This is a genomic window from Streptomyces sp. NPDC101194 (assembly GCF_044767885.1).
Classification (GTDB): domain Bacteria; phylum Actinomycetota; class Actinomycetes; order Streptomycetales; family Streptomycetaceae; genus Streptomyces.
Genome location: NZ_JBIWOS010000011.1, coordinates 186,151 through 199,690 on the forward strand (window position 1 = coordinate 186,151; position 13,540 = coordinate 199,690).

Here is a 13,540-nt window from a genome sequence, read left to right on the forward strand (position 1 = left end):
TCGCCGCAGCCCGATCCGACCGTGTGTCAAAGTCCTTGGCACGGGGCGCTTCGGCGCCGTCAGGGCTTCGTGAGCACAGCCGACACCCACGCGGGAGACCGTGCGGAAGCAGGTCACGACTGCCCGTCGAGGGCCACGCCCCCACCGCGGGCCTCACCGACCAGCAGGGCGACGAGTCGCTCCGCCCGGTCGCGGCGGTCCGGTGCGCCGTCCCAACTCGTCATCAGGAGATGGTGGATGGTGCCGACCAGGGCGAGCGCGATCGAAGGGGCATCGATGGAGGCCCCGAGTCTGCCGAGTCGGATCTCGGCGTGCAGATAGTCGGTGATCGAGTCCTGGATCGCCGCGAAGCCCGGTGCGCCCGCCGCCATCGCCTCACGAATGCGCAGGGAGGTGGCTGGGCGCGTCATGGCCAGGCCGGCGACCGTGGGGTCCAGGGAATCGAGCAGTGCGAGCGCGACCGAGCCGAGGTTCTCGGCGATGGTGGCCAGGCCGGCCCGTCCGTGGAGTCCCGCGGCCTGTCGTGCGCCGCGCGCGAACCGGTCCAGGACCAGCTCGGCGACGAATTCGTCCAAGCCGTCGAAGTGCTTGTGCAGCATGCCCTTGGCGCAGCCCGCCTCGGTGGTGATGGCTCTGCTGGTCAACGCGGCCGGGCCCTCACCGGCCAGGATCCGCACCGCGGCGTCGAAGAGCCGCTCGCGGACATCGGGAATCGCTACTCCGCGCGGTGACATGGGTCCTCTCCTGGTACGAATCCGCGGCGCACCCCGCAGCCGACAAGGGGATTGCCAGTATGGGCATTCGCCCATACCGTTTGGGCGAGCGCCCATTCTAGTCCGCGGGCTGCGTGCCCGGCAGGGGCCGCGCCGCGGCAGGAGCCATGTCCAACAGGGGGTAGTCACATGCGCGTCGTCAACACCGCACAGGCGCAGGCCTGGAACGGTCACGAAGGAGACCACTGGGCCCGGAACCAGGAACGTTGGGATGCCGTGAACGGGGGCTTCGACCAACCGTTGATCGCCGCCGCCTCGATCGCGGACCGCGACCGGGTTCTCGACATCGGCTGCGGGGCCGGCTCCTCGACGCGGCTGGCCGGCCGCCACGCACGTCACGGCAGGGCCTCGGGGTTCGACCTGTCGGCGCCGATGCTGGCCCGGGCCCGCGAGAGTGCCCGGCGCGAGGGCTTGGCCAACGTGAGCTTCGAGCAGGCCGACGTCCAGGTCCACGACTTCGCGTCCCACGCGTACGACGTCGCGATCAGTCGGTTCGGAGTGATGTTCTTCGCCGACCCCGTCGGCGCCTTCGCCAACATCGGTCGCGCGCTGCGCCCCGGCGGCCGCCTGGCGTTCGTCTGCACCGCCGAGGCCGAGGCCAACGAATGGCTGCGGGCCCTCGCGGAGTTGCACGACATCCTGCCCATCGGGGGCTTCGGCGCACCCGGCAGCCCCGGCATGTTCTCCCTCGCCGCCCCGGACAGCACCCGCGGGGTGCTGGCGGCCGCCGGATTCGAGCACATCGACGCGGTACGTGTGGAGGCGTACGGGACTTGGGGCCTCGACGGACAGGACGCGGCCGACTTCCTGCTGGGCTCGGGCCCCGGACGTCATCTGACGAGCCAGGTCGACGAAGCCGCCCGGACCCGCGCCCGCCGGAAACTCACCGACATCCTGCGCACGTACGAGAGGGACGGAGCGGTGCGCATGCGCAGCACCGCCTGGCTCGTCACCGCCGACCGCCCGGCCTGACCGGACCCGCGCGGCGGCGGACCCGAACGCGACGGCACGTGACGCCTTCGGCAAGGGGTGGGCCGAGGGCGGTCATCGCTCCAGGCAGCTGTTCGCGTCCGTGAAACCGGCGCCGAGCGACCGCACATGACTCCGTTGCCGTCGTCCGAGCGGCGACCACCGGTTCCCGGGACGCGCGCCGAGCGGGCCGAACTGCCGCGCGGGGGCGCCCCGTCAGGGGCCGGGCTCGTCGAAGAGCAGAGCGAGTGCCACGGCGCGATAGTGGCGCACGTGCGCCAGCGCCAGCCGGGCCGCCGCCTCCGTGTCGGAGGCGGCGATGGCCTCGTACAGGGCGCGGTGCTCCTCCCACACCGAATGCGGGTCGTCGATCTGCTGGAAGAGCCAGCGCATCCGGCCCTCCAGGGGTTCGAGTGCCGAGGCGAGCAGGTCGTTGCCGGCGATCTCGACGATGTGATGATGAAAGGCCGTGTTGGAGCGGGAGATCCGGTCGGCCCGGCCCGACCTGGTGGCTTTGCGGGCGCTCTCCAACAGCCGCTCCAGGCGCTGAACCTGCGCGGGCAGCGCGCGCTCGGCCGCCCGGCGGGCAGCCAGCACCTCGAGTGCCTCGCGCAGGTCGAAGAGGTCGAGCACGTCCTGATGCGACAGTTCACGCACGACGATGCGGCGAGGCGACAGCGCCTGCAGGAAACCTTCGCTGAGCAGGACCCGGATCGCCTCGCGTACGGGAATGCGCGAGACGCCGAACTCCTCCGCGACCTCGCGCTCCACCAGTCTGTCGCCGGGCTTGAGCCGCCCCGCGATGATCCTGTCGCGGATTCCCTCGCACACCTGGTCACGCAGCCATGCGCCGCCGCCGTTCGCCGGTGCCGCCTCTCGCTCTATCACGTGTCGCCCCCGTGTCCCACCTGCAAAGAAGTCCTCACGGTATACCAAACCCTTGACGCGAGGCCGCCCCGTACTCATTCTTTGGTATGCCATAACGAGTAAGGGGCACGTCAGGGGCTCGCGCATCTGTCGACGCCTGCGTTCACGCGCCCCTGCCAACGCACGGTCCTCAGCTCGACGTCAGCCCCTGCATCCGTCATCGCCAGCCGAATCGAGGGTCCCGCCATGCCGTCGTCCCCGCCTCCGCCCGAGACCGCCCGCTCGACGAGAACCGGTCCGCAGCCCAGCAGGACGGACCCCGGTCCACGTCCCACACGCACACGTTGGAAGGTCTTCGTCCTTCTTCTCGGCATCGTCGCGCTGAACTACATCGACCGCGGTTCCGTCTCCGTGGCACTGCCGCTGATCACCGAGGACCTGCAACTGTCCAAGGAGGTCACCGGGTTCGTGCTCAGCGCGTTCTTCTGGACCTATGCGTTGATGCAGATACCGGCGGGCAAGCTCATCGACCGGTTCGGACCGCGCCGGATGGCGGGGGGTGCCTGCGTCGGCTGGGGGCTCGCCACCTCTCTCACCGCCGCCTCCACCGGGGTCGGCTCACTGCTCGGTTACCGACTGCTGCTCGGTGTGGTCGAAGCACCGGTGATGCCGGCCGGCGGCAAGCTCAACGCACAGTGGCTGCCCGCACGGGAGCGCGGCCGCGGCGCCGTTCTGATGGACGGCGGGGCGCCGCTGGGTTCGGCGCTCGGCGGCATCGCGATCTCGGGACTGATCACCTGGACGGGCAGTTGGCGCGTCAGTTTCGTCGTCGCGGGAGCGGTGACGGTCGGCGTCGGCCTGTTCGCCCTCCGGTACCTGCGCGACACCCCGCGCGCGCACCGCTCCGTCAATGCCGCCGAACTCGCCCACATCGAGCGCGCACACGCCGAGGAGGATGCGGCAAGCCCGGTCGCCGACGAGCCGGCCCGGCTGGTCGCCTACCTCAAGTACCGGTCGTTCTGGGGGATGTGCCTGGGCTGGATGGGGTTCAACGGCGTCTTCTACGGCGTGCTGACCTGGGGACCGCTCTATCTCTCCGAGACCAAGGGCTTCGACATCAAGACCATCGGCTGGTCGACGCTGGTCATCTTCGGCGCCGGTTTCGTCGGCGAGCTGTTCGGTGGCTGGCTCGCCGACCGCTGGCGGGCACGGGGCGTCCACGCCAACACGGTCATGCGCACCATGATGGGCGTCGCCGGTGCGGCCGTCGTCGCGGGCCTGCTCGGGGTCGTCCTCGTACCCGACGCACTGACGGCCGTACTCCTGCTGTCGGTCGTGCTGTTCTTCCTGCGCTGGGCCGGCCTGTACTGGATGCTCCCCTCCGTTCTGGGCGGGCGCAGCAACGCCGGCGTGGTGGGCGCCGCCATGAACCTCTCCGGCAACATCGCCGGCATCGTCACACCGATCGCGGTCGGCTTCATCGTCGGCGGGACCGGCTCCTACACCTGGGCTCTGCTGTACTTCGTCGGCGCCGGGGCCCTGTTCACCGCTTCGTCCCTTGTCATCGACTACTCCCGGAGGCTTGCCGTCCGATGATCGACCAGTCCCTGACCGAGCGCACACGTCCGATACGACTCGGCATGCTCACCCCGTCGTCCAACACCTGCCTGGAACCGGTGACCTACGGCCTGCTCGGCACCGACACCACCCGCTTCACGGCCCACTTCGCCCGCGTCCCCGTCATCCGGATCGCGCTCGACGCCGGAAGCGACTCCCAGTTCGATACCGGTCCGATGCTGGCCGCGGCCCGTCAACTCGCCGACGCCGAGGTCGATGTCATCGCCTGGAACGGCACATCCGGCTCCTGGCTCGGGCCGGCCCGGGACCGCGCGCTGGCCGAGGCGATCACCACCGCGACCGGCGTTCCCGCCACCACTTCGACGCTTGCCCTGCTGGACGCCTGCGCCGCGTACGGGGTGACACGCCTCGGGCTCGCGCTGCCCTACACGCGGGACGTGTGCGAGCGGATCACGGAGACGTATGCGAAGGAGGCCGGCCTGGAGTGCTTCCTCGCCGAGCCGTTCGGCGAGGACGACAACGAGGCGTTCGCGCGGATCCCGGCCGCCGATGTCGCCCGTCAGATCGAGGAAGCGGCGGTGACTGCGGTGGACGGCGCCGTGCACGCCGTCGCCGTCGTCTGCACCAACGTGCACGGCGCTTTCGAGGCCCCCCGTCTCGAACAGCGCCTGGGCATCCCGGTGTTCGACTCCGTGACGGCCACCCTGTGGAAGGCCCTGGATCTCGCGGGCGCCACCGCCGCACTGCCGGGCCGTGGCACGCTGCTGCACACGGGAAGCCCGCGGGCCAGGATCCAGGAGACGCTGGAGACGTTGCTGACGGCGACCGGGGCGGACCGCACCACCTTCCGCGTCGACCTGCCCGCGCTCGGACTGCACGTGGATCTCACGGCGGGCGAGGCCTGCGGCCCCGGCGTCCGCCCCATCCGCCGCGACGCCTCCCTCGACCAGAGGCGTCTCGACACCGTCCGGTGGCTGGCGCAGCACCGCCGCCCTCTCGTCCAGCCGTGCTTCACCGCCGAGCCGCGTCCACCGCAGGCACTGATCGAGGTGTACGGCGTGCGGGGCCAGGTGCTCGTTCCCGTACCGGCGCCGGGCGACGACGCCCTCACCGGCTGGATCTCCGTGCACAGCCTGAGCGAACGGTCCTGGAGCGACGCGGACGTCGCGCACGCCACCGCGGCGGCGAGCCGGCTCTCCGCCGTCATCGGCCGGTTCACCGGAACATCCCACTGAAGAGGAGAAACGCCCCCATGCCCAAGGACATCCGGATAGCCCTCGGTGTCGATGTCGACGCGGTAGCCGGCTGGCTCGGCAGCTACGGCGGTGAGGACTCCCCCAACGACATTCAACGCGGCGTCTTCGCCGGTGAGATCGGCACGCCGCGTCTGCTCAAGCTCTTCGAGCGCCGCGGGATCCGCACCAGCTGGTTCGTCCCCGGCCACTCCATCGAGACGTTCCCCGAGCAGACCCGGATGATCGTCGATGCGGGGCACGAGATCGGTGCGCACGGGTACTCGCACGAGAATCCCATCGCGATGTCCCCGCAGCAGGAGGAGGATGTCCTCGCCAAGTCGGTCGAGCTGATCGAGCAGTTCACCGGGCGCCGGCCCAAGGGGTACGTCGCGCCGTGGTGGGAGATGTCGCAGTCGACGGCCGCACTGTTGCACAAGTACGGCTTCAGCTACGACCATTCGCAGAACTACCGCGATTTCACCCCCTTCTACGCCCGGGTCGGCGACTCCTGGACGAAGATCGACTACTCCGGCGAGGCGAAGGACTGGATGAAGCCCCTCGTCCACGGTCGCGAGGTCGACCTGGTCGAGTTCTGCGGCAACTGGTACGTCGACGACCTGCCCCCGATGATGTTCAACAAGCACGCCCACAACAGCCACGGCTATGTCTCGCCGCGCGCCCTGGAGCAGGACTGGAAGGACCAGTTCGACTGGGTGCACCGGGAGCTGGACTACGCGGTGATCCCCGTGACGCTGCACCCGGACGTCTCCGGGCGCCCGCAGGTCCTGCTGATGCTGGAGCGGTTCATCGACTACGTCTCCGGGCACGAGGGCGTGTCGTTCGTGACGCTGGAGGACGCGGCGGACGACTTCCGCCGCCGCTTCCCGTTCGAGGGAGAGGAGCGGCCGGCCGACATGCGCTGAGGTACGGCGGCATCCGGTGCCCCTTCTCCGGCCGCCTCGAAGAGGGGGCCACGCCGCTTTCGGCGCGCCTCGTCGCCCGGATGCCGATACCGCTGTGACGTTCGATGCCGCGCCCGTCACACACCGCGACGGAGCTCGTCGACGCGGCGCGGCAGCGGGGCGGCGCCGATTCCCACACACTGCCGGGGCCGGGTGACGCGGTTCGACGCCGAAGTCCGGCGCCGCCGTGCGGGCGCCGAACGACAGCTCCGGCGGTGCGACCCGGTCCCGGCAAAGTCCTCCGGCCGGGTCGTGCGCGATCCGGGGGCAGTGCACTGTGGAGACGTGGGCCTCACCGAACGGTTTACGGATCTGCGAGAACCATGGCGTCCGATCCATGTGCTGCTGGCGATTCCCGTCACGCTCATCGTCGTGATCACCGTGGTGGACATCCTCGCGCCGCAGGACATCCGTCTGGGACCGCTGCTGGTCATCGCGCCGGCGCTCACCGCCTCGTTCGCCGGTGTGCTCCCGACCGGAGGCGTCGGCCTCCTGGCGGTGGCGGCCCAGGCCTACATCGGCCGGCACATCGGGGTGCTGTCCTCCCGGAGCATGGTGGTGCAGATCGTCGCTCTCGCTCTGCTCTCGGCGCTGACCGTGCTCTTCGCGCTGATACGCGAGCGGCGCGGCCGGGAGCTGGCGCGCGTGCGGTCGGTGGCCGAAGCCGCGCAGCGGGTCCTGCTGTGGCCGCTCCCGGACCGGATCGGCCCCTTGCGGGTCGCCTCGCTGTACCTGGCCGCGGAGGACGAGACCCTGATCGGCGGAGACCTGTACGCGGCCACGCGGACCAGGGGTGCAACGCGGGTGATGATCGGGGACGTGAGGGGCAAGGGCCTGGCCGCCGTCGGAGAAGCCGCCCTCCTGCTCGGCGCCTTCCGCGAGGCCGCCCACCAGCACGTCGGCCTGCCCGAACTCGCCGCCGCCCTCGAACGGAGCGTCGCGCGCTACGAGGACGACTTCGAGCCCCGGGAGGTGACCGGGGAGTGCTTCGTCACCACGCTGCTCCTGGAGATCCCCGACGAGGACCGCGTCGTCCGCATGACCAGCTGCGGGCACCCCGCGCCCCTGCTCCTGAGTCCCGGGCGTTCCGTCGGCATGCCGAGTCTGCACCCGGCACCCCCGCTGGGGGTCGGGTACCGCGGTCCGGCCGGCTACGCCGCGGACGCGTTCCCCTTCGAGGACGGCGACACCCTCCTCCTCTACACCGACGGCGTCACCGAGGCGCGTGACCGGGGCGGGGACTTCTACCCGTTCGAGGAACGGGCCGCCCGATGGACGGAGAGTTCCCCGGAGGCGCTCCTGAACCATCTGCGACACGACCTCCTCGCCCACGTCGGCGGGCGTCTGGGCGACGACGCCGCGCTCGTCGCGCTCCGTCGCGACCCCACCATGCCGCGTCACAAACGCCGTCCCGCAAGGACCGACCGCCCCGACGCCTCCCATCAGGGCCGAGGAACGACCGGCCCACGGCGTTGACCGGTACGGCCCGGCACGCGCGGTGACCGGGGACACCCCCCGTCCCGGGGACCACATCCGTCCGCCACGGGTCTCCGCACATCGCGCACGGGACCGAGCCGCGCCAACCAGACATTCATGATCGCTTCACCGGGGAGTCGATCGGACCCCACCATGGCCTGGCGCACGCCACCTAGCGTCTTTGGTTCAGACCGGTTATGAACTCGTTACATGGCTGGACCAGAAATCCCGGACCGTATGTCCCGGGCCAGAGAACAGGGACCCCCGTGAGACTCACCCCTCTCGTGATCGCCGCAACGTCCGTCGCCCTCATCTCCCCGACCGCCGCGCAAGCCCAGTCCCCCGGCACCGACGCCCCCGCCACCCCTGCCGCGCCCGGCGTCAGCGTCCCGGGCGGACGGTACGAGCATGCGGTGGAGCTGAAGTTCCGGGCCGAGCGCGGGACCACCGTCCGCTACACGCTGGACGGCACGACCCCGACCCGCGACAGTCGCGTCTACTCCCCCGGCCGTCCGCTGCGGATCAAGAAGGACACCAACGTCACGGCCGTGGCCTTCCGCGGCAAGCAGAGCAGCGTCCCGGTGTCCTACGGCTATCTGATCAAATCCCGGGAGAAGCCGCTCGCCCGCCTCGTGGTCATGTCCGATGTACATGTCGGCAGCCACGCGAGCGCCGACAAGAAGTACGAGAGCTTCTTCGACACCATCGGATCGATCTTCCCGCAGCCGGACGCGATCCTGTCCAACGGCGACATGATCAACGACAACGGCGACGGCAAGGGCCCCGACCACAGGATCGTCTCCGAGATCTTCCAGGCCAACCTCGCGCGCAAGGGCATGACCGACACCCGGCTGCTGATCTCCAACGGCAACCACGACGCGAGCCTCGCGGCGATACGGTCCGGATACCCCGAGGCGTGGTTCCCCGACTCGGGCGGCGGCTCCTACGAGTCGGAGGTGAAGGGCCTGCACATCCTCACGGTCAACACCGAGACGTACAACTCCGACACCGCGCAGCGCACCTGGCTGAAGCAGCGGCTCGCGGCGATCACCGCCGACCCGGGCTACGCGGGCAAGCCCGTCCTGGTCCAGGGGCACCGCCCCACCACCGGGACGACCATGGACGGACAGCAGGCTGCCAACCCGCGGCTCGCGGAGGATCTGAGCGCCTTCCCGCAGGCCGTCCTCTTCTCGGGCCACTCGCACCTGAACATCAACGACGACCGATCCATCCATCAGCGCGACTTCACCTCGGTCAACGACGGCTCGATGTCCTACGTCGAGATCGATCACGGCTACCAGATGGTCACCGAGGACGGCCTCGCCAACCGCTTCGAGTCGCCGACCGCGCAGGCACTTTTCGTGGAGGTCTACAAGGACCGTACGGAGATCGCGCGGGTGAACATGGCCGCGGACAAGCACGACATCTACACCGGTGGCCAGTGGTCGGCGAACTGGCAGCCGCCGTACGCCAGCGCGGGCACCCTGAGCGGCGCCACCTGGACCGTGCGCCTCAAGGGCTCGACGAACCAGCAGATCAAGGACAACTTCCGGTACACGGACGCCGAACGCAACACGGTGGCGCCGGAGTTCACCACCGATCGGCCGCTGTCCCGGGTGCGGGACGCCAAGGGCGGCACCGCGCTGAGGATCGCACAGGCCGAGGACGACCAGATGGTGCACCACTACGACGTCGACATCACCGACGCGGCCACGGGCGCCTCGGTCGTCTCGTCCAAGGTCCTCTCGGACTTCTCCTTCATGCCCCGGCCCAACACCCTCGACATCCCGGTGCCGGGCGCGGTCGAGGGCAGGCGGTACGTGGCGCGGGTCGTCGCCGTCGACGCGTACGGCAACGCCTCCCCGGCCGCGTCGCTGACGTTCCGCAGGTAGCGCGGCCGGGACCGGGCGGCTCCCTCCCTGGGGTGCCGTCCGGTCCCTGTCCTTGCCGGGTGGGTCAGGTCGCGTCGGGATCGACCGCGGCCCGGCCCCTGGCTCGCCTGCCGACGACCGCAGCCGCCGCGACCGCGCTGCCCGTGAAGGCGAGGGCGACCATCCAGGGCTGGTTGAAGACGTGCCGGGTGACATGGTCGACGGAGTACCGGCCGGGTCCGGTCAGGCCGATCGCCGCGGCGGTGAAGCCGAGGAAGGCCGGGTACTCGTAGCCGCCGCCCTGTGCGAAGAATCCGGCGGGTGCGTGGACGGCCACGGCCCCCGCCATCGCCCCCGCCGCCGCCGCGCCCGCCGCGGGGGTGCCGAGGCCGAGGGCCAGCAGCGCGCCGCCACCCGCCTCGCCGAGCCCGGCGGCGACCGCGCTGTACTTCGGTGGATGGAAGCCCATGGCCTCCATCGCGGCGGTGGTTCCTTCGATGCCCCCTCCGCCGAACCAGCCGGCCAGCTTCTGGGTGCCGTGCGCGGCCAGTACCGCGCCGGTGCCGACGCGCAGGACGAGCAGGCCGAGATCACGCCGGTCGAGGCAGGCCATGGGAGCCTCCACAGGGGTTCAGGGGGAGCCGGTCGGACGCCCGCCCCACGCCGTGGCAGCGGATGCCGCGCTTCCACTCTCGGTGGCACGGAGCACCGATGTGCCCTGGTGTTACGCCGTCCGGGGGACGGCCCCCCTGTGCGACTCTGTAACGCACACCATTTTGCAACTTGTTGCACAATGGTGTTCGGGTGGTCTACAACTGGCGCGACGACACTGCGCGAGGAGCCCCGCATGAGCCCGTACCCGAACCTGCTGAGCCCGCTCGACCTCGGGTTCACCACCCTCCCCAACCGGGTGCTGATGGGGTCGATGCACATCGGTCTGGAGGAGGTGGAGCGGGGCTTCGAGCGGATGGCCGCCTTCTACGCGGAACGCGCCCGGGGCGGCGTGGGTCTGATGGTCACCGGTGGTATCGCCCCGAACGCGCGGGCCTGTTCCTTCCCCGGCGGTGCCAAGATGACCGACGAGGCGGAGGCCGAGCAGCATGCGCTGGTCACTGCCGCCGTCCATGAGGCCGGCGGCCGGATCGCCATGCAGATCCTGCATTTCGGCCGGTACGCGCACCATCCCGAACTGGTGGCACCGAGCGCGATCCAGGCTCCGATCAGCGCCTTCACTCCGCACGCCCTTGACGACGACGAGGTCGAGGAGACCATCGAGGACTTCGTCAGGGCCGCGGAGCTCGCGCGGCACGCCGGCTACGACGGTGTCGAGATCATGGGTTCCGAGGGCTATCTGATCAATGAGTTCATCACCACCGCGACCAATCGGCGCACCGATCGCTGGGGCGGCTCGTACGAGAACCGCATCCGGTTCCCCGTCGAGATCGTGCGCCGGGTCCGTGAGCGGGTCGGCAACGACTTCATCCTGATCTACCGGCTCTCCATGCTGGATCTGGTCCCCGGTGGTTCCTCCCTGGAGGAGGTCGTCCGGCTCGCCCGCGAGATCGAGGCGGCCGGAGCGACCATCATCAATACGGGGATCGGCTGGCACGAGGCCCGGATCCCCACCATCGCCACATCCGTGCCCCGCGGCGCCTACGCCTGGGTCACCGAGCGGGTGCGCGGCGCCGTCTCCGTACCGCTGGTGACGAGCAATCGCATCAACACGCCCGAGGTCGCCGAGGAGATCCTCGCCTCGGGACGGGCGGACATGGTGTCGATGGCCCGGCCGTTCCTCGCCGACCCCGATTTCGTCGTCAAGGCGGCCGAGGGCCGCTCCGACGCGATCAACACCTGCATCGGCTGCAACCAGGCGTGCCTGGACCACGTCTTCAGCGGCCGGGTCACCTCCTGCCTGGTCAACCCGCGCGCCTGCCACGAGACCGAGCTGATCCTGTCGCCGACGCGCACCGTCAAGCGGGTGGCGGTCGTCGGCGCCGGGCCGGCCGGTCTCGCGTGCGCCGTCTCGGCCGCCGAGCGCGGGCACCGGGTGACGCTCTTCGACGCCGCGGAGGAGATCGGCGGCCAGCTCGGTGTGGCGCGCAGGGTTCCCGGCAAGGAGGAGTTCAACGAGACGCTGCGCTACTTCCGTACCCGGCTCACGGAGGAGAAGGTCGAGCTGCGGCTCGGTACGCGGGTCACGGCCGATGCCCTCGACGGCTACGACGAGGTCGTCCTCGCCACCGGTGTCACGCCCCGCTCCCCCGACGTGCCGGGCGTGGACCACCCCAGCGTGGTCGGCTATCTCGACGTCCTGCGCGACGGGGCACAGGTCGGTGAGCGGGTCGCGATCATCGGGGCGGGCGGCATCGGCTTCGACATCGCCGAGTTCCTGACCGACTCGGGGGATGCCGCGAGCCTCGACCCCGAGGTGTTCTTCCGGCAGTGGGGCGTCGACACCGACTACCGCGACCGGGGCGGTCTCCGTGCCCCGGAACGTCCGAGGGCGCCACGCACCGTGCACCTGATCCAGCGCAGGACCGGCAAGGTCGGTGCCGGGCTGGGCAGGACGACCGGGTGGATCCACCGCACCGAGCTGCGGCACCGCCGCGTCACGATGATCGCGGGCGCCACCTACGACCGGATCGACGACGACGGACTGCACCTCACCGTCGACGGGGAACAGCATCTCCTGCCGGTCGACACGGTGGTGCTCTGCGCGGGCCAGGAACCCCATCGCGAGCTGTACGAGGAGCTCGTCGCCGCGGGCCGTTCGGCACATCTGATCGGCGGCGCCGACGTGGCCGCCGAGCTGGATGCGAAGCGCGCGATCCGCCAGGGCACGGAGCTCGCGGCCTCGCTCTGACGGATCCCGAAGCCCCTGGCCCGGGGAGCTTCCGCCGGCCGGGCCCCGCCGTCATGGGGCCGCCACCGGGCCGTCCTTAGGATGCACCCATGTCACTCCCGCACGCGATCCTCACCGCCCTGCTCGAAAAGCCGTCGTCGGGGCTGGAGCTGACCCGCAGGTTCGACCGGTCGATCGGCTACTTCTGGTCCGCCACGCACCAGCAGATCTACCGCGAGCTGGGGAAGCTGGAGCAGGCGGGACAGATCCGGGCACTGCCGTCGAAGCAGCCCGCCCGTGGGCAGAAGAAGGAGTACGAGGTGCTGCCTGCGGGCCGGGAGGCGTTGTCCGCGTGGGTGGCCAGTTCCGAGGATCCCAAGCAGATCCGTGATCCGCTGCTGCTGCGGATGCGGGCGGCCGCGGTCGTCGGAGCACCCGGCCTGGACGCGGAGCTGCGCCGTCATCTGGGACTGCACCGTCGGCAGCTGACGGAGTACCTGGAGATCGAGAAGCGGGACTTCCCGCCCGAGCGGAATTCCGACGAGGACCGGCTACGGCATCTGGTGCTGCGCGGCGGCATCGATCTGGAGAACTTCTGGATCGGCTGGCTGACCCGGGCACTGACCCCGGCCGGGGACCGGACGCCGGGTCCGACGGGCCATGGAGACCGGCACCGCCCGTCCGCCGGACGTCCCGACGAGTGAGCGGGGCTCGCGCCGCCGCCCGCCCTTCCCGGCACGAAGGCGTGGAGACGGCGGGCGAGCAGGGTGTCGGGACGGTCAAACCCCGACACACGCGCCCGATCGGCAGCGAACAACCATGCCGTCACGCCGCCCGACAGGCGAGCGAAGGAAACCGACTGCGGCGGCACACCGACGATGGCGCACACCGCCGGGCAGGCCGCCCAGGAGACCACGACGCACGGCTCCGGCGCCGTGAACCCATCACCCACACCGGGACGATCCCA

General features: G+C 70.6%; 11 protein-coding genes. 8 read left to right on the forward strand and 3 right to left on the reverse strand.

The genetic code is table 11. The features are described from left to right. Positions 1-113 precede the first annotated feature (113 nt). Complete coding sequence (locus tag ACIRP2_RS32425) at positions 114-734, reverse strand: TetR/AcrR family transcriptional regulator (RefSeq protein WP_404256583.1); 621 nt, start codon at positions 732-734, stop codon at positions 114-116. Positions 735-902: 168 nt separating this feature from the next. Here ACIRP2_RS32425 and ACIRP2_RS32430 point away from each other — a divergent pair, with 168 nt between their 5' ends. Further along, positions 903-1,745: a class I SAM-dependent methyltransferase gene (locus tag ACIRP2_RS32430; RefSeq protein WP_404256585.1), complete on the forward strand. Its 843-nt coding sequence runs from the start codon at positions 903-905 to the stop codon at positions 1,743-1,745. A 213-nt stretch (positions 1,746-1,958) separates the two neighbouring features. Here the strand turns inward: ACIRP2_RS32430 and ACIRP2_RS32435 are convergent, their stop codons facing one another. Next, positions 1,959-2,630: a GntR family transcriptional regulator gene (locus ACIRP2_RS32435; protein WP_404256587.1), complete on the reverse strand. Its 672-nt coding sequence runs from the start codon at positions 2,628-2,630 to the stop codon at positions 1,959-1,961. Between the two features lie 225 nt (positions 2,631-2,855). Between ACIRP2_RS32435 and ACIRP2_RS32440 the strand changes: the two genes are divergently transcribed. From ACIRP2_RS32440 to ACIRP2_RS32460, 5 genes are all read left to right on the forward strand, one after another. Next, the gene (locus ACIRP2_RS32440; RefSeq protein WP_404256589.1) at positions 2,856-4,205 is read left to right on the forward strand and encodes an MFS transporter; all 1,350 of its coding nucleotides are present in this window, start codon (positions 2,856-2,858) and stop codon (positions 4,203-4,205) included. Further along, positions 4,202-5,422 carry an aspartate/glutamate racemase family protein gene (locus ACIRP2_RS32445; protein ID WP_404256591.1) on the forward strand — a complete coding sequence of 407 codons (1,221 nt, stop codon included), beginning with the start codon at positions 4,202-4,204 and terminating at the stop codon, positions 5,420-5,422. The genes ACIRP2_RS32440 and ACIRP2_RS32445 overlap by 4 nt, the downstream gene beginning before the upstream one ends. A 17-nt stretch (positions 5,423-5,439) precedes the next feature. Continuing rightward, entirely contained in the window at positions 5,440-6,345 is a 906-nt protein-coding gene (locus ACIRP2_RS32450; RefSeq protein WP_404256593.1) for a polysaccharide deacetylase, read from the forward strand. A 324-nt stretch (positions 6,346-6,669) separates the two neighbouring features. Beyond that, positions 6,670-7,860, forward strand: coding sequence for a PP2C family protein-serine/threonine phosphatase (locus tag ACIRP2_RS32455; RefSeq protein ID WP_404256595.1), 1,191 nt, complete (start codon positions 6,670-6,672; stop codon positions 7,858-7,860). A gap of 266 nt (positions 7,861-8,126) precedes the next feature. Next, the gene (locus tag ACIRP2_RS32460) at positions 8,127-9,752 is read left to right on the forward strand and encodes a chitobiase/beta-hexosaminidase C-terminal domain-containing protein (protein WP_404256597.1); all 1,626 of its coding nucleotides are present in this window, start codon (positions 8,127-8,129) and stop codon (positions 9,750-9,752) included. A 64-nt stretch (positions 9,753-9,816) separates the two neighbouring features. Here ACIRP2_RS32460 and ACIRP2_RS32465 read toward each other — a convergent pair whose 3' ends face one another. Continuing rightward, positions 9,817-10,344, reverse strand: coding sequence for a DoxX family protein (locus ACIRP2_RS32465; protein ID WP_404256599.1), 528 nt, complete (start codon positions 10,342-10,344; stop codon positions 9,817-9,819). A 234-nt stretch (positions 10,345-10,578) separates the two neighbouring features. Here ACIRP2_RS32465 and ACIRP2_RS32470 point away from each other — a divergent pair, with 234 nt between their 5' ends. After that, positions 10,579-12,594, forward strand: a complete 2,016-nt coding sequence (locus ACIRP2_RS32470; RefSeq protein WP_404256601.1) for an FAD-dependent oxidoreductase — start codon at positions 10,579-10,581, stop codon at positions 12,592-12,594. Positions 12,595-12,683: 89 nt separating this feature from the next. Beyond that, the gene (locus ACIRP2_RS32475; RefSeq protein WP_404256603.1) at positions 12,684-13,277 is read left to right on the forward strand and encodes a PadR family transcriptional regulator; all 594 of its coding nucleotides are present in this window, start codon (positions 12,684-12,686) and stop codon (positions 13,275-13,277) included. Positions 13,278-13,540 lie beyond the last annotated feature (263 nt).

Bases quoted from the DNA above. Each gene is read 5' to 3' on its own strand.
- ACIRP2_RS32425 (WP_404256583.1), bottom strand. From the start codon at position 734: ATGTCACCGCGCGGAGTAGCGATTCCCGATGTCCGCGAGCGGCTCTTC.
- ACIRP2_RS32430 (WP_404256585.1), top strand. From the start codon at position 903: ATGCGCGTCGTCAACACCGCACAGGCGCAGGCCTGGAACGGTCACGAA.
- ACIRP2_RS32440 (WP_404256589.1), top strand. From the start codon at position 2,856: ATGCCGTCGTCCCCGCCTCCGCCCGAGACCGCCCGCTCGACGAGAACC.
- ACIRP2_RS32445 (WP_404256591.1), top strand. From the start codon at position 4,202: ATGATCGACCAGTCCCTGACCGAGCGCACACGTCCGATACGACTCGGC.
- ACIRP2_RS32450 (WP_404256593.1), top strand. From the start codon at position 5,440: ATGCCCAAGGACATCCGGATAGCCCTCGGTGTCGATGTCGACGCGGTA.
- ACIRP2_RS32465 (WP_404256599.1), bottom strand. From the start codon at position 10,344: ATGGCCTGCCTCGACCGGCGTGATCTCGGCCTGCTCGTCCTGCGCGTC.
- ACIRP2_RS32470 (WP_404256601.1), top strand. From the start codon at position 10,579: ATGAGCCCGTACCCGAACCTGCTGAGCCCGCTCGACCTCGGGTTCACC.
- ACIRP2_RS32475 (WP_404256603.1), top strand. From the start codon at position 12,684: ATGTCACTCCCGCACGCGATCCTCACCGCCCTGCTCGAAAAGCCGTCG.